This is a genomic window from Streptomyces hyaluromycini (assembly GCF_002217755.1).
GTDB classification, from domain to species: Bacteria; Actinomycetota; Actinomycetes; order Streptomycetales; family Streptomycetaceae; genus Streptomyces; species Streptomyces hyaluromycini.
Genome location: NZ_BCFL01000016.1, coordinates 817,631 through 832,938, shown reverse-complemented (window position 1 = coordinate 832,938; position 15,308 = coordinate 817,631). Strand labels below are relative to the sequence as shown.

13 protein-coding genes are annotated in these 15,308 nt (G+C 73.6%); 11 read left to right on the top strand and 2 right to left on the bottom strand.

Translation table 11 applies throughout. The features are described 5' to 3' along the window. Positions 1 to 37 precede the first annotated feature (37 nt). The 6 genes from SSP29_RS03785 (at position 38) to SSP29_RS03760 (ending at position 9,894) form a co-directional block, all read left to right on the top strand. Positions 38 to 844 (top strand): carbohydrate ABC transporter permease, encoded by an 807-nt coding sequence (locus SSP29_RS03785; RefSeq protein ID WP_245883033.1) that lies wholly within the window; start codon positions 38 to 40, stop codon positions 842 to 844. A gap of 29 nt (positions 845 to 873) precedes the next feature. Continuing rightward, positions 874 to 3,603, top strand: coding sequence for a glycoside hydrolase family 38 N-terminal domain-containing protein (locus tag SSP29_RS03780; protein WP_089098999.1), 2,730 nt, complete (start codon positions 874 to 876; stop codon positions 3,601 to 3,603). A 137-nt stretch (positions 3,604 to 3,740) separates the two neighbouring features. After that, positions 3,741 to 6,719, top strand: a complete 2,979-nt coding sequence (locus SSP29_RS03775; RefSeq protein WP_089098998.1) for a glycoside hydrolase family 2 TIM barrel-domain containing protein — start codon at positions 3,741 to 3,743, stop codon at positions 6,717 to 6,719. Positions 6,720 to 6,801: 82 nt separating this feature from the next. After that, a complete protein-coding gene (locus SSP29_RS03770) occupies positions 6,802 to 7,509 on the top strand; it encodes a response regulator transcription factor (RefSeq protein ID WP_089098997.1) in 708 nt (235 codons plus the stop codon). Between the two features lie 38 nt (positions 7,510 to 7,547). Continuing rightward, positions 7,548 to 9,023 (top strand): sensor histidine kinase, encoded by a 1,476-nt coding sequence (locus tag SSP29_RS03765; protein WP_245883005.1) that lies wholly within the window; start codon positions 7,548 to 7,550, stop codon positions 9,021 to 9,023. Positions 9,024 to 9,066: 43 nt separating this feature from the next. Continuing rightward, entirely contained in the window at positions 9,067 to 9,894 is an 828-nt protein-coding gene (locus SSP29_RS03760) for an oxidoreductase (RefSeq protein WP_089098995.1), read from the top strand. Between the two features lie 83 nt (positions 9,895 to 9,977). Here the strand turns inward: SSP29_RS03760 and SSP29_RS03755 are convergent, their stop codons facing one another. Both SSP29_RS03755 and SSP29_RS59055 read right to left on the bottom strand, forming a co-directional pair. Beyond that, positions 9,978 to 11,156, bottom strand: coding sequence for a serpin family protein (locus SSP29_RS03755; protein ID WP_089098994.1), 1,179 nt, complete (start codon positions 11,154 to 11,156; stop codon positions 9,978 to 9,980). Positions 11,157 to 11,176: 20 nt separating this feature from the next. Next, positions 11,177 to 11,446: a hypothetical protein gene (locus SSP29_RS59055; protein WP_150133495.1), complete on the bottom strand. Its 270-nt coding sequence runs from the start codon at positions 11,444 to 11,446 to the stop codon at positions 11,177 to 11,179. A 100-nt stretch (positions 11,447 to 11,546) separates the two neighbouring features. Here SSP29_RS59055 and SSP29_RS03745 point away from each other — a divergent pair, with 100 nt between their 5' ends. The 5 genes from SSP29_RS03745 to SSP29_RS03725 all read left to right on the top strand — a co-directional run bounded on the left by SSP29_RS03745 (position 11,547) and on the right by SSP29_RS03725 (position 15,271). Continuing rightward, on the top strand, positions 11,547 to 12,764 hold the full coding sequence (locus SSP29_RS03745; RefSeq protein ID WP_089098992.1) for a DUF4190 domain-containing protein: 1,218 nt from the start codon (positions 11,547 to 11,549) through the stop codon (positions 12,762 to 12,764). A 147-nt stretch (positions 12,765 to 12,911) separates the two neighbouring features. Beyond that, positions 12,912 to 13,664, top strand: coding sequence for a GntR family transcriptional regulator (locus tag SSP29_RS03740; protein WP_089098991.1), 753 nt, complete (start codon positions 12,912 to 12,914; stop codon positions 13,662 to 13,664). Positions 13,665 to 13,993: 329 nt separating this feature from the next. Further along, positions 13,994 to 14,191, top strand: a complete 198-nt coding sequence (locus SSP29_RS03735) for an SPOR domain-containing protein (protein WP_089098990.1) — start codon at positions 13,994 to 13,996, stop codon at positions 14,189 to 14,191. A 21-nt stretch (positions 14,192 to 14,212) separates the two neighbouring features. Beyond that, entirely contained in the window at positions 14,213 to 14,623 is a 411-nt protein-coding gene (locus SSP29_RS03730) for a (deoxy)nucleoside triphosphate pyrophosphohydrolase (RefSeq protein ID WP_089098989.1), read from the top strand. Between the two features lie 240 nt (positions 14,624 to 14,863). Next, positions 14,864 to 15,271, top strand: a complete 408-nt coding sequence (locus SSP29_RS03725; RefSeq protein WP_089098988.1) for an ATP-binding protein — start codon at positions 14,864 to 14,866, stop codon at positions 15,269 to 15,271. The last annotated feature ends 37 nt before the right edge of the window (positions 15,272 to 15,308 follow it).

The following is a 15,308-nucleotide window of genomic DNA, read 5'->3' as shown; positions in this document are numbered from 1 at the left end:
CACTACTCGCGAAAGCCGGGTCAGCCGTACCGCCGCCATGGGGCTGATGCTGCTCCTGGCCGTCTACTTCCTGCTGCCGGTGTACTTCCTGGTCGTCGCCTCGACCAAGCCGCAGGGCGACCTCGCCGCCACCAACGGCCTGGTGTTCTCGCACTTCAGCCTGTTCGAGAACCTCCGGACCCTGTTCACCCGCAGCGACGGCATCTTCGGCCGCTGGGCCCTCAACACCGTCCTGTACGCGGTGCTGGGCGCGGCCGTGGGCACCCTGATCTCCGCGCTGTGCGGCTACGCCCTCGCCAAGTTCACCTTCCGCGGCCGGGAGTTCCTGTTCTCCGTCATCCTCGGCGGCGTCCTGGTGCCCACCACCGCGCTCGCCCTGCCGCTGTTCCTGCTGTTCTCGGCGACCGGTCTCGTCAACACCTACTTCGCCGTCTTCCTGCCCAGCATCGTCAGCCCGTTCGGCGTCTACCTGGCGCGGATCTTCGCCAACGCCTCCGTGCCGCAGGAGCTGATCGAGTCGGCGCGGCTGGACGGGGCCGGCGAGTTCCGGATCTTCTTCTCGGTGGGCTTCCGGCTGATGACACCGGCCCTGGTGACCATCTTCCTGTTCCAGTTCGTGGCCATCTGGAACAACTTCTTCCTGCCGATGGTCATGCTCCAGAAGGAGTCCCTCTTCCCGATCACCCTCGGCCTGTACGAGTGGAACGGCCAGACCGCCCGCGCCCCGCTGCTCCAGGAGTCCATCATCACCGGCTCACTGGTGTCGATCCTGCCGGTGATCGTCGTCTTCATCCTCCTCCAGCGGTTCTGGCGCACCGGCCTCGCCGCCGGCTCGCTCAAGTGACCCCCCACGCACAGAAGGTGTTCCCCACCATGCCCAACCCGGCTGTCTTCGTGCCCCACTTCCACTGGGACCGGGAGTGGTACGAGCCGTTCCAGGTGTTCCGGCACCGCCTTGTCGCCGCCCTCGACACCGTGCTGGAGACGGCCGAGGCCGACCCCGGCTTCCGGTTCACCGTCGACGGGCAGATGGCCGCGGTCGAGGACTACCTGGAGATGCGGCCCGAGAACCGCGACCGGGTCGCGGCCCTGGTCCGCGAGGGCCGGCTGGCCGTCGGGCCGTGGCTGATCCTGCTCGACGAGTTCCTCTGCTCCGGCGAGACCGTCGTCCGCAACCTCCAGATGGGCTGGGCGGCCGCCGAACGGCTCGGCGGTGCGATGCCGATCGGTTATCTGCCGGACATGTTCGGCCACATCGCGCAGATGCCGCAGATCCTGGCCCGCGCCGGCATCGAGCACGCGGCGCTGTGGCGCGGGGTGCCCGGCACGGTCGACGGACACGCCTTCCGCTGGCGCGCGCCCGACGGCTCCGAGGTGCGCACCGAGTTCCTCTTCGACGGATACGACAACGGTCTCGACGTGCTGCTGGTACCGGACCGGATCCGGCACGCGCTCGGCGAGTACGCCGAGATGACGGCGGACCGGTGGGGCGACGACCCGGTGCTCGCCATGGCCGGCACCGACCACAACGCCCCGGACCCGCGGCTGGCGGACTGGCTGCGCAAGGCCTCCGGGGAGGAGCGGCCGATCACCGTAGCCACCCTCGACGAGTACATCCGGGGGCACGTGCGGGACGAGGTGACCGCCGTCGTCACCGGTGAACTGCGCAGCCATGTGCGGGGCAACATCCTCCCGGGCGTGCTGTCGGTCCGGCTCGGGCTCAAGCAGCGGATGGCCGCCGCCGAGCGGACGGTCGACCACGCCGAGCGGATGAACGCCCTGTGGTCCGGCCGCGACGAGTCCGGCTTCCTCGCCCTCGCCTGGCACAAGATCATCGAGTCCACCGCGCACGACTCGGTGGTCGGCTCCGGCACCGACGAGACCTGCGACCAGGTCGCGGCCCGCCTCGCCGAGGCCGCGCAGACCGCCCGCGCGGTCCGGGACGCGGCCCTCGCCGAGCCCGCCGCCGGGGTGCCCGGCGACGCCTACCTGGTCGCCAACCCGCTGCCGGCGCCGCGGACCGCACTGGTCGAGGTGGACGTCGTCGCCGCACCTGAGGGGAGCACGCTGGTCGCCACCACCGCCGACGGCTCCGCGCACCCCGTACAGCTGGTCTCCCAGGCCCCCACCGTCCTCAGCGACGAGCAGCTCGACGCCTCCCAGCTGGAACGCGTCCTGCGCCGCATCCACCGCCGCGAGCTGTTCGGCCTGCTGATCAACGGCTACGAACTCACCCCGAACTCCCTGGTCTTCCACCTCGCCGAGGTCCCGGAAGGACCCTTCGACCTGATGACCCTGCGCGGCGAGGTCGCGGCCGCGGCCGCGGCGCATCCGGGGGAGTGGCGGGTGCGGACCCTGGCCCAGGCCCGGGCCACCGCACTGGTGGCGGTGCCCGTCCCCGCCGCCGGGCTGGCCGCCTTCCGGGTCGAGGCGGGCGACGACCGGCCCGCCGCCCCCGCGCCGCGGGGCGCGACGGCGACGGCGGACACCCTCTCCAACGGCCTGGTCCGGGTCGCCGTGGCCGCCGACGGCACCCTGGACGTGACCGGCGCCGACGGCACCGTCCTGTCCGGCGTCGGCCGCCTGGTGGACGGCGGTGACCGAGGCGACAGCTACAACTACGCCCCGCCCGCCCACGACGTCCTGGTGTCCGGGCCGACCCGTGTCGCGGTCGATCTCCTCGAAAGCGGCCCGCTGCGGGCCCGGTTGCGCGTCACCCGCGTCTACGACTGGCCGGAAGCGCTCGCCGACGGCGACCGGGACCGGCGCAGCGGCCGTACCGTCCCGACCCCCGTGGAGATGCTCGTGGAGGTCCGTGCGGGCGAGCCCTTCGTCCGGGTCTCCACGGCGTTCCTGAACCGGTCCGCCGACCACCGGCTGCGCCTCCACGTCCCGCTGCCCGTGCCCGTCACCGGCTCCGCGTCGGCCGGGCAGTTCGCCGTCACCGAGCGCGGGCTGACCGCCGAGGGCGGCTGGGGCGAGTACCCGCTCCCGACGTTCCCGGCGAGCACCTTCGTGTCGGCGGGCCCGGCCACCGTCCTGCTCGACCACTCCGCCGAGTACGAACTCGTCGACGACGGCTCCGCGCTCGCCCTCACCCTGCTGCGCGCCATCGGCTCCATCAGCGTCAACATCCACCCCCTGCGCGACGAACCCGCCGCGAGCGAGATCCCGGCCCCGGGCGCCCAGGACCTGGGCATGCGCATCGAGAACCGGTTCGCCGTGCTGCCCTGGGCGGCCGGCTGGCAGGGCGCGAACGCGGTCGCCCTCGCCGAGGAGTTCCGGAACGACTGCCTCGTCACCCGCGGCACCGCGCCCGGCGGCGCCCCGCTGCCCCCCGACGCGGCCGGCGTGCAGGTCGACGGCCGGGACGTGCACGTGTCGAGCATCCGCCGCGTCACCGACCCCGAGCACGGGCCCGGCACCGAGGTCCGGCTGGCCGCGATGCGCGACACCGCGACGGCCGTCCGCGTGACCGGCGCCTTCACCGAGGCGACCACCGTGGACCTGCTCGGCCGGCCCATCGCCCCCGAACCGGTGCGGGACGGCCTCGAACTCGTCCTGGGCCCCTGGGAGATCCGCACGGTGGTGCTCCGCTGGTAGGGCCGCGATGTGCCGTCTGTCGTCTGCCGGTCCGTCGTGGCTGGTCGCGCCCACGCGGCGGAGCCGCATATTGACACAGCCCCGCGCCCCTTCGGGCGCGCTGTAGCTCCCCCCATCATCAAGAAAGTTGTGACCCCTTGCCCTCCCAGCTCACCGCGTACGTATCGGACCCCGCCCCCTGGCACGGCGCCCTGCGCCCGGCCCGCTCCTGGCTGCACTCCGACGCCCCGTCCCTGTCGCTGAACGGCCCCTGGCGCTTCCGGCTGTCGCCCACGGCGGCCGTCGCCGAGGAGTTCACGACCGAGGACTTCGACGACCAGGGCTGGGACGGCATCCCGGTGCCGGCCCACTGGGTGCTGGAGGGCGACGGCGCCTACGGCCGGCCTGCCTACACGAACATCCAGTTCCCGTTCCCGATCGACCCCCCGCACGCCCCCGACGAGAACCCCACCGGCGACTACCGCCGCCACTTCGGCCTCCCCGCCGACTGGGCGGACGCCGAACGGGTCGTGCTGCGGTTCGACGGCGTCGAGTCGCTCTTCAAGGTGTGGGTGAACGGCGTCGAGATCGGCAGCGCGAGCGGCAGCCGGCTGGCCCACGAGTTCGACGTGACCTCCGCGGTCCGCCCCGGTGACAACGTCGTCGCGGTACGGGTGCACCAGTGGTCGGCGGCCAGCTACCTGGAGGACCAGGACCAGTGGTGGCTCCCGGGCATCTTCCGGGACGTCACCCTGCTGGCCCGCCCGGCCGGGGGCATCGAGGACGTCTGGCTGCGCACCGGCTACGACGGCGGGCGCGGGCGCCTCGACCCGGAGGTCACCGCCGGCGCGGCCGCGTTCCCGGTCACCCTGCGCATCCCCGAACTGGGCGTGGAACGGGTCTGGCAGACGGCGGCCGACGTGGCGCCCGTCGACGTCCCGGAGGTGGAGCCGTGGTCGGCCGAGCGGCCCCGGCTGTACGACGTGACCGTGTCCTCGGCCGCCGAGACCATCGCCCTGCGGACCGGTTTCCGCACGGTCGAGATCCGCGGCGACCAGTTCCTGGTCAACGGCCGCAAGGTCGTCTTCCACGGCATGAACCGGCACGAGGCCCACCCCGAGCGCGGCCGGGTCTTCGACGAGGCGCACGCCCGCGCCGACCTGGCCCGGATGAAGCGGTTCAACGTGAACGCCATCCGCACCAGCCACTACCCGCCGCACCCCCGGCTGCTCGACCTCGCCGACGAACTCGGCTTCTGGGTCGTCCTCGAATGCGACCTGGAGACCCACGGCTTCGACAAGGTCGGCTGGGTGGGCAACCCGACCGACGACCCGGCCTGGCGCGCGGCCTGCCTGGACCGCATCGAGCGCACCGTCGAGCGGGACAAGAACCACCCCGGCGTCGTGATGTGGTCGCTCGGCAACGAGGCCGGCACTGGCGCCAACCTCGCCGCCATGTCCGCCTGGGTGCACGCCCGCGACCCCGAGCGCCCCGTCCACTACGAGGGCGACTACACCGGCGAGTACACCGACGTGTACTCCCGGATGTACGCGACGGTGCCGGAGACCGAGCAGATCGGCACGGACGGCTCCACCGCGCCGCTGCTCGGCTGCACCCCCGCCCAGGGCGCCCGGCAGCGCACCAAGCCGTTCCTGCTGTGCGAGTACGCCCACGCCATGGGCAACGGTCCGGGCGCCCTCGACCAGTACGAGGAACTCGTCCACCGCCACCCCCGGCTGCACGGCGGCTTCGTCTGGGAGTGGCGCGACCACGGCATCCTGGCCACCACCCCCGACGGGACGCCGTACTACGCCTACGGCGGCGACTTCGGGGAGGTCGTGCACGACGGCAACTTCGTGATGGACGGCATGGTGCTCAGCGACGACGTGCCGACACCCGGCCTGCACGAGTTCAAGGCGGTCGTCCAGCCGGTCCGGTTCGCCTTCGACGGCGACAAGCTCGCCATCACCAACCTGCGGCACTCGGCCGACACCTCCGACCTGCGCTTCCGCTGGCGCGTCGAGTTCGACGGCATCCCCGTGGAAGCGGGGGAGCTGGAGACCCCCCTGCTCGCGGCCGGCGAGTCGGGACGGGTGCCGCTGCCCGCGATCGCGACGGCCGCGGACGCCGAGACCTGGCTGACCGTCGAGGCGGTGCTGGCGACGGACACGGCCTGGGCCCCCGCCGGGCACGAGGTCGCCACCGCCCAGCTGGACTGCTCGGTACGGCGGCCGGTGCCTGCCGTCCGGCCCCGGTCCGGCTGGCGGCCGGGCGGCGGAACCCGCACCCTCGGCATCGCCGAGTTCACCGACGGCTCCCTCACCCGGCTCGCCGGGCGGCCCGTGACCGGGCCGCGGCTGGAGCTGTTCCGCGCCCCGACCGACAACGACGAGGGCACGGCCGACCGGCTGGAGGGCAGCGACGCCAGCGCCGAAGGGGTGTCCAGCGCCGAGCTGTGGCGCCGGGACGGACTCGACCGCCTCACCGCACGGCGGATCGGTGTGGAACACGCCACGGACGCCCTGCGCACCGTCGACCGGGTCTCCGCCGCGGACTCCGCGCTCTCGGTGACCGTGGAGTCGGTCTGGTCGGTCGAGGACGGCCGGCTGGAACTGCGCGTCGAGATCGAGCCCGCGCGCGGCTGGGCGACGGTGTGGCCGCGGATCGGCGTGCACTTCGAACTCCCCGACGGGCCGGCCCCCGTGGACGGCGCCGAGTGGTTCGGCCTCGGCCCGCTGGAGTCCTACCCCGACAGCCTCCGGGCGGCCCGCACCGGCCGCTTCTCGGCCACCGTCCGCGACCTGTCGGTGGACTACGCGCGCCCCCAGGAGACCGGCCACCGCTCCCAGGTCCGCCACCTCACACTGAACAGCGGCGACACCGAGGCACTGCGTGTCGAGGCGCTCCCCGACACCCGCGGGCGGCGCCCCGGCTTCACCCTCGCCCGCCACACCCCGCAGCAACTCGCCCGGGCCGCCCACCCCTTCGAACTCCCGGAGTCCACCACGAGCCACCTCATCATCGACGCGGCCCAGCACGGCCTCGGCTCCCGCGCCTGCGGACCGGACGTGTGGCCCGAGTTCGCGCTGCGCCCCGAGGCCCGCACCATCAGGCTGCGCTTCACGGCAGGCGCCTGAGCAACCGGACCTGACAGCCCGACAGCTCCTTCACAGTCCGCACCCACGCGTCTCACGGCCGGGAGGTGGACGGTCACCGGCCATGAAGTTATCCACCGGTACCCCACGGATCCTGGTCGTGGACGACGAGAAGGACCTGACCGACCTGCTGGTGACGGTGCTGCGGGCCGAGGGCTGGCGGACCGAGCCGGCACCGGACGGCACGACGGCCCTGCGGGCGGCCCGCGGCTTCCGGCCCGACGCGGTCGTCCTGGACCGCGGGCTGCCCGACCTGGAGGGCCTGGAGGTGCTGCGGCGGCTCCGGGCCTGGCGGCCGGACCTCCCCGTGCTGTTCCTGACCGCCCGGGAGAGCGTGGAGGACCGGGTCGCCGGCCTGTGCGCGGGCGCCGACGACTACGTGCCCAAGCCGTTCGACCTCGACGAGGTCGTGGTCCGGCTGCGCGCCCTGCTGCGCCGCTGCGACGCGGGCGGCGCGGGCGGCTCGCTGCTCGTCGTCGGCGACCTGACCCTCGACGAGGAGACCCGGCAGGTGCACCGGTCCGGCAGCCCGGTCCGGCTCACCGCCCGGGAGTTCGAGCTGCTGCGCTACCTGATGCGGCACACCGGCCGGGTCCTCGGCCGGGCGGAGCTCCTCGACAACGTCTGGGCCGACGAGGCCGACCGGCACCTGAACATCGTCGAGAGCTACGTCAGCTACCTGCGCCGCAAGATCGAGCACGACCGGTCCGTCCTCATCCACACCGTGCGCGGCGTCGGCTACCTGATGAAGCCCGCCGAAGCGAAGCGATGAGACGCGGCCCGCGCCGGCCGCGCAGCCTGCGTTCCCGGATGATCCTCTCCAGCAGCCTGCTGCTGGCCGCGCTCTCCGTCGCGATCATCGCCATCACCGGGCTGACCATGCGCACCTACCTGATGGCCGGACTCGACCAGCGCCTGGACGCCCTCGCCGAGCACTCGTCGGCCGCCCGCGGCCAGATCGGCGCCCCGACCAGCGGCCTGCCCTACCTCAGGGCGTTCGGGGTCCCGGCGGGCACCATCGGCGTCTCCGTGGCCGGCCGGCACGGCGCGGGCACGGTCCGGCACGCGGCGGTGGTGACCGGCTCCGGGGAGCTGACCGCCCCGACCGCCGGCCAGCGGCGGATCCTCGCCACGGTCGAGGCCGACGGCCACCGCCACACCCTGGAGCTGCCCGGCCGCGGCACGTACCGGGTCAAGGCCGTGCGCGCCGACACCCGGACCACCGAGATCACCGTGGTCACCGCGCTGTCGGTGCGCCCGGTGGACCGGATGCTCGGCCGGCTGCTGGCCGTCGAGTCGGCGATCGCGGCCGCCGCGCTCGCCGTCGCCGCGCTGATCGGGGCCACCGTGATCGGCCGTCAGCTACGGCCCCTGCAACGCGTCGTCGCCACCGCCACCCGCATCTCCCGCGAACCGCTCGGACACGGCGAGGTCCGTGCCCTGGAGCGGGTTCCTGAGGCCGACTGCGGCACCGAGACCGGCCGGCTCGCCGAGGCCGTCAACCGGCTGCTCGGACACGTCGAGAGCGCCCTCGCCGACCGCTACGCCACCGAGCTGCGCATGCGGGACTTCCTCGCCGACGCCGGCCACGAACTGCGCACCCCGCTCGCCTCCGTCGCCGGCCACCTCCAACTGGTGCGCCGCGCACCGAAGTCGGCGGCTCCGCAGGCCGAGTACGCGCTGGGCCGCATGGAGTCCGGCATCGGCCGGATGCGCACCCTCGTCGAGGACCTGCTGCTCCTCGCCCGCCTGGACACCGGCCGCCCGCTGGCCCACGAGGAGGTGGGCCTCGGCCCGCTGCTCGCCGAGGCCGTGGCCGACGCCCGCGCGGCCGGACCCGACCACCGCTGGGAGTTCCTGATGCCGGGCGACCTGGTGCTGGTCGAGGGCGACCCGGACCGCCTCCACCAGGTCGTCGCCAACCTCCTCGCCAACGCCCGCACCCACACCCCGCCCGGCACCAGGGTCACCGTGACCGTCCGGACCGTCGGCGACCAGGCGGTGGTCCGGGTCGCCGACGACGGCCCCGGCATCCCGCCCGAGCTGCTGCCCCGCGTCTTCGAGCGGTTCGCCCGCGGCGACGCCTCCCGCTCCCGGGCCACCGGCAGCAGCGGCCTCGGCCTCGCGATCGTCGCCGCCGTGTCCGCCGCCCACGCGGGCCGCGCGGAGGTCAGCAGCGAACCGGGCCGCACGGTGTTCACCGTACGGCTGCCGCTGCTCACGGCGTACGCCGGTGAGGTGAACCCGCCGCGGAAACCCATTGGACGTGAACTCCCTTTCGGGTAAGGGTGGTTGGCTGAGCACACCACGAAGGACCGGGAGACGGCGTATGAGCAGGGTCTGGCTGATCACCGGCGCGAGCAGCGGCTTCGGCCGGGCGCTCGCCGAGGCCGCGCTCGCCGCGGGCGACACCGTGGTCGGGGCGGCCCGGCGCCCCGAGGCACTGGCGGAGCTGGCCGCCGCCCACCCCGGCCGGGTGGACCCGGTCCGCCTGGACGTCACGGACACGGCGGCGATCGGGCCCGCCGTGGCGGACCTGATCGCCCGGCACGGGCGGATCGACGTCCTGGTCAACAATGCGGGCCGCACCCACGTCGGCGCCTTCGAGGAGACCACCGACGCCGAACTGCGCGACCTGTTCGACCTGCATGTGTTCGGCCCGGCCGCGCTGGTCCGGGCGGTCCTGCCGCACCTGCGCGCCCAGCGCTCGGGAGCCGTCGTCCAGATGAGCAGCATGGGCGGGCAGATGTCCTTCGCGGGCTTCTCGGCCTACAGCGGCACGAAGTTCGCGCTGGAGGGCATGTCCGAGGGTCTCGCCGACGAGGTGAAGGAGTTCGGGATCAAGGTGCTGATCGTGGAGCCGGGCGCCTTCCGCACGTCGCTCTTCGATGCCGGTCGGGCCGGGGTCAGTTCCGACACCGGCGTGTACGCCAAGGTCGCCGAGACCCGCGGCTTCGTGGAGGGCGGCGACGGCAGCCAGCCCGGCGACCCGGCCAAGGCGGCCGCCCTGATCCTGGCCGCCCTGAACGCCGAGGAGACCCCGCTGCACCTCCCCCTGGGCGACGACGCGGTAACCGCCGTACTGACCCAACTGGACGCCGTACGAGGGGACATCGCCGCCTGGGAGAAGCGCACGCGGGCCACTGATTTCAGCTGAGCATCAGCGCCCCGTAAGGGGCGCGGGGAACTGCGCGACCAGCCACGACGGCGCCGCAGCCGAACGACGGCGCATCGCGGCACTTACAGCCGGCCCACGGCTGTCGGCTCCGTAACCCACCCCGCCGCCAGCACCAGCCGCGTCTGCCGGTGCACAGCAAGGAAGCCGAACGGCCGGTCGAAGGCGGCCCGCACCACCGTGGACTCGTGCCGGTGCTGCGCCGGCCCGCCGCCCGGCGCCGCCACCACGGCGGTGACCGCGGCGGCCCGGAAGCCCAGCGGCCCGAACTCCGCGACCGCGGACTGCCCGGCCGCCCCGATGGCGAGCGGCGCGGCGCTGATCCCGGGGAAGTGCCCCTCGCGGGCGTCCGCGGCCGTGGAGAGCCCGAACAGCCCGTGGAGCTGGAGCAGATCGTGGTCGGCGCGGACCGCGAAGCCCGGGGTGGTCACATCGAGCCGTATCGGGTCCGGGGCCACGGACGGCTGCCGCTCCACGACCACACCCGGCCCCGCGGGCCCGTACGGCAGCTGTCCGCCGGTCGTCACCGGCAGGGCCCGCTCCAGGACGCCGATGCCGGTGTGCAGCACCTGCCCGGGAGCCATCCCCTCCGCGCCGAGCACCAGGTGCACGTCGAGGCCGTTGTCCCCGAGGACCTTCAGCGTGGTGACGTGCCCGTCCGGGCCCGCGGTCACGCCGATCCGGTCCAGGCGGACACTGCTGCGGTGCAGACCGGCCAGGTCCCGCCCCTGCCAGGGCCCGGAGCCGGGCCGCAGCGTCGTCTCCCGGAACGGGTGCTGCCAGTCCGTGCGCAGCGCCAGCGCGGTCGCCAGCACCATCCGGGCGCCCTCGGCCGGCCGGACCGGCATCCGCTCGACCAGCCCCTCGGTGCGCTTCGCCGCCCACGCGTCCAGCGCCTCCTGGGAGGCGGCGAGATCGGCGCCGAGCACCCCGTGCGCGTCGGCGGGCAGCCTCGCCGCCCACTGCTCGCGCAGTTCCAGCGTCCGGTCGGTCCACAGCCCCAGAGCCGAGCCGACGCCCGGCATCGAGTCGAGCCCCGTGAGTAACTCCCGCGCACCGGCGGCGGCCTGGTCCGCTTGCATCCCCACGGCCCGGGTCAGTTCGTCCCGGGCCGGGCCCGCGGCGCCGTCGGCGAGAAGGGCCAGCAGCGGCCAGACACCGGCGGCCGAGAAGACCGTGCTCTGTCTGGTCTGCCGCGCCCAGCGTGCGGTGAGCGCGTTGACGGCGCGGACGGTGTCGTTCATTCGTCGTGCTCCCAGGGGTACTAGGGGAAGGGCGGGGGATCCGTCACCCGGCCCGCCGCGAGGACGAGCCGGGAGTGCCGGTGCAGGGCGGGGAAGCCGAGGGGGCGGTCGAAGGCGGCGCTGATCCGGGTGGTGACGGGACGACGCCCGGGCGGGGGTCCCGCTGCGGCCGTTCCCGCCGGCAGCGGCCCCGCCCCGGCCGCCGGGAACACCGTGCCGCCCTCCGCCGCGGCAGCCCGGTGCGCGGTCGGGCCGTTCACCGCGCGCACGGCCGCCTTCCCCACCCTCATTCCGCCCCCGTTCACGGCGCGCTTACGATGCGCGCAGTCGTACGTCAGTTCAGCCGTCCGTTTCCGCGCGGCCCGACGCCCCCTCAGGAGCACGGTACCGGTGTCCATACCTCCGCCCCCCGGCCCCCACCAGCCACAAGGGCCCTACCCACCGCCCCAGTCGGGCCAGCCGCAGTACCCGCAGTACCCGCAGGGACCGTACGGGCAGCAGCCGCCGTACCCCGGGCCGTACCAGCCGTGGGGGCAGGGCTACGGCCCCTACGCCGCCCAGCCGCCCGTCAACGGGCTCGCCATCGCCTCCCTCGTGCTCGGGCTGCTGTGCTGTCTGCCGGGGGTGGGGCTGGTGCTGGGGCTGATCGGGCTGAGCCAGATCCGCAAGCGCGGTGAGCGCGGCAAGGCGATGGCGGTCACCGGGTCGGTGTTCTCCTCGGTCGGGCTGGCCCTGTGGGTGCTGCTGCTGGCCACCGGCGGGGCGGGCGAGTTCTGGGACGGCGTCAAGGAGGGCGTGAACGACAGCTCCAGCCTCTCCCTCTCCACCGGCGACTGCTTCGACACCCCCGACGGCACGCTCACCGGCGACCTGGTCTCCGACGTCACCGTCGTGGACTGCGAGAAGGCGCACGACGGCGAGGTCTTCGCCACCTACAGGCTCAAGGGCTCGTCCTACCCGGGCGACGACAGCGTCGGCGACTCCGCCGACCGGCGCTGCTACGCCCTGGAGGACGGCTACGCGATGGACGGCTGGGCGATCCCCGGCGACGTCGACGTGTACTACTTCACGCCCAGCGAGGACAGTTGGAAGTACGGCGACCGGGAGGTCGCCTGCGTCTTCGGCAACACGACCGAGGGCCGCACCCTGTCCGGCTCGCTGCGCAACGACGAGAGCGTGCTCGACGCCGACCAGGTCGCCTACCTCCACGCCGCGCACGTCCTCAACTCCGCCCTCGCCACGGTGCCCGAGGCCGAGTACGTCGAGGACGACCTGCCCGGCTACCGGCAGTGGGCGGACCGGGTGACCACGGCCATCGGCAAGCAGACCGCGATGCTCCGCGCGCACGGCTGGGGCCCGGACGCGAAGCGGCCGGTGAACGACCTGGTCACGGAGCTCGACCGGGCGAAGGCGGAGTGGGCGAAGGCCGCGAAGGCCACGGACGCGGACACGTACTACGCGCACTACGACAAGGGTTCGGCGCTGCTCGACCCGAAGCGGACCGTCACCGCGCGCAAGGCTCTGGGCCTCGCCACGACCCCGCCCTCGTACGACGACGGGGGCGCGGGCTCCGGCAGCGGAGGAAGCGGCTCCGGCCTGGAGGTGTGATCGCGGCCATAGCGGGGAGAAAGTGCCTGCGTAAAGCCTCCCCCGGCCATATGTCATCACATCGAGTGATTCTCTGGCCTTTGCTTGCACCGCTCAACCCACGGTTGCCACGCTGTTGCTGTCTGTACAACCTGATGGGAGCGGCCAGTGACTTTCGGTGAGCAGCCGGCGTATCTACGTGTCGCGGGTGATCTCCGCAAGAAGATCGTCGACGGTTCGCTGCCGCCTCACACCCGGCTGCCCTCCCAGGCCCGCATCCGCGAGGAGTACGGCGTCTCGGACACGGTCGCCCTGGAGGCCCGCAAGGTGCTGATGGCCGAGGGGCTGGTCGAGGGCCGCTCCGGCTCCGGGACCTATGTGCGCGAGCGGCCCGTGCCCCGGCGGGTGGCCCGCTCCGGGTTCCGCCCGGTCGGCGGTGCCACCCCGTTCCGGCAGGAGCAGTCGGACGCGGCCGCGCGCGGCACCTGGGAGTCCAGCAGCGAGCAGGCCGAGGCCGGCGCCGCGATCGCCGACCGGCTCGCCATCCACCTCGGCGACCGCGTGATGCGCACCCGGTACCTGTTCCGGGACGCGGGCGAGCCGATGATGCTCTCCACCTCCTGGGAGCCCCTCGCCGTCACCGGCCGCACCCCTGTGATGCTGCCCGAGGAGGGGCCGCTCGGCGGGATGGGCGTGGTCGAGCGGATGCGCGCCATCGACGTCGTCGTGGACAACGTCACCGAGGAGGTCGGCGCCCGCCCCGGCCTCGCCGAGGAACTGCTCACCCTGGGCGGGGTGCCCGGCCATGTCGTCCTGGTGATCCAGCGGACGTACTACGCCTCCGGCCGCCCGGTGGAGACCGCGGACGTCGTCATCCCGGCCGACCGCTACCGGGCGTCCTACCATCTGCCGGTGAAGTAGCGCGCGTACCACCTCTGCGTGAAGTAGCGCACACCCTTGCGATGGTTGACGCCTTCACCACTCAGGTCCGGGCCTGCGCCCGGGCGCTGGAATCCGGCCGTTCTCCCAGGTGGCCCCGGCTGTCCCCGGTATGCTCGCGACCCGAAGTGTGGGGCGTGCGAACGGCGCGTTCGTCACCGTGCGCCCCCACCGTTCTGGCTGGTTGCGTACCTCTTTGTGAAAAGGCGTATTCGCTGCGTAAAGGTTAGGCGTACGCTCGGGCATATGCGGAGTGCGGTTTCCTTAGCGGGGCGGGGATGGGCGGGAGCCGGGAGATGCGGAGGGGCGCGATGACGGAAGGCACGGTCTCTCTCCCCTGGCTCGTCATACGGCAGGACGACAACGGCAATCGCTACCGCGTCGGCCGGTACGCGACCCGGGCCGAGGCGCAGAAGATCGCCGACAGTCTCGACGACCGCGGACACAAGCAGCTCTACTGGGTCGAGCGCATCGGCCACAGCAACGGGGACGGGGCCAGCCGGAACTGACCCTCCCGTAGGCTCCGGCCCATGAGCGAACGGATCGTGGTGGTCGGAGCCGCCCTGCTCGACGCCGGCCGCCTCCTCGCGGCCCGCCGCAGCGCACCCCCCGAACTGGCCGGCCGCTGGGAACTCCCCGGCGGCAAGGTCGAGCCCGGCGAGACCCCCGAGCACGCCCTGGTGCGCGAACTGCGCGAGGAGTTGGGCGTCGAGGCGGAGGTGCTGACACGGGTGCCGGGGGAGTGGCCGCTGCGTGAGCCGTACGTCCTCCAGGTGTGGACGGCCTGCCTCCACCCCGGCTCGCCCGCCCCCAAGCCCCTCCAGGACCACGACGAGCTGCGCTGGCTGTCACCGGAGGAGCTCTGGACCGTGCCCTGGCTGGACCAGGACGTCCCGGCGGTACGCGAGGTGGCCGCGCTGGTGGGACACGGGGCTGTATGAGTCCGGGGCGCAGCCCCGGCGAACAGGGGCGCGGGGAACTGCGCGACAAGCCACAACGCACCCGCAGCCGCCCGACCCCCGCGCCCCCCGAGCTCCTAGGCGCCCGGCCCTCCCGGCGTAAGCCGTTCGCACCACAGTGCGCCCTCCCGTGCGGTACTGCCTCCCGGTAATCGGGTATGTGCCCATTAACCCCACGAAACCGGACAGGGGCGGGCTCGCAGCCAGGAAAGCGACTGGGAAGTGATCGGTGTGATCGACACCGAAGGTGACACCGCCGAGTGGACCTTTCCCGCGGAACCGGACGCCGTGCGCACCGCCCGGACCGCGGTCCGTGACCAACTGCGTGGCTGGGGTCTCGACCCCCTCGCCGACATCACCGCCCTGCTGGTCAGCGAGCTGGTCACCAACTCGCTGCGGCACGCCACGGGCCCCATCGGCGTCCGCCTGGTGCGGCCCCCCGGCCTCGGCGACACGCTCCGCGTCGAGGTCTCGGACCCCCTCCCGGACCCGCCCCGCGAACGCGCCGTCGGCCCCGACGACGAGAACGGCCGCGGCCTGCAACTCGTCGCGGGCTCCTCGCGCAGCTGGGGCACCCGGCCCGGAGTCAACGGCAAGACGGTCTGGTTCGAGCTGGCCGTACCCGGGTGAACGGGGTGTACACGCGGTGCTACGCCGTCCACCCGCG

Bases quoted from the DNA above. Each gene is read 5' to 3' on its own strand.
- SSP29_RS03785 (WP_245883033.1), top strand. From the start codon at position 38: ATGGGGCTGATGCTGCTCCTGGCCGTCTACTTCCTGCTGCCGGTGTAC.
- SSP29_RS03780 (WP_089098999.1), top strand. From the start codon at position 874: ATGCCCAACCCGGCTGTCTTCGTGCCCCACTTCCACTGGGACCGGGAG.
- SSP29_RS03770 (WP_089098997.1), top strand. From the start codon at position 6,802: ATGAAGTTATCCACCGGTACCCCACGGATCCTGGTCGTGGACGACGAG.
- SSP29_RS03765 (WP_245883005.1), top strand. From the start codon at position 7,548: ATGATCCTCTCCAGCAGCCTGCTGCTGGCCGCGCTCTCCGTCGCGATC.
- SSP29_RS03760 (WP_089098995.1), top strand. From the start codon at position 9,067: ATGAGCAGGGTCTGGCTGATCACCGGCGCGAGCAGCGGCTTCGGCCGG.
- SSP29_RS03755 (WP_089098994.1), bottom strand. From the start codon at position 11,156: ATGAACGACACCGTCCGCGCCGTCAACGCGCTCACCGCACGCTGGGCG.
- SSP29_RS59055 (WP_150133495.1), bottom strand. From the start codon at position 11,446: ATGAGGGTGGGGAAGGCGGCCGTGCGCGCGGTGAACGGCCCGACCGCG.
- SSP29_RS03735 (WP_089098990.1), top strand. From the start codon at position 13,994: ATGACGGAAGGCACGGTCTCTCTCCCCTGGCTCGTCATACGGCAGGAC.
- SSP29_RS03730 (WP_089098989.1), top strand. From the start codon at position 14,213: ATGAGCGAACGGATCGTGGTGGTCGGAGCCGCCCTGCTCGACGCCGGC.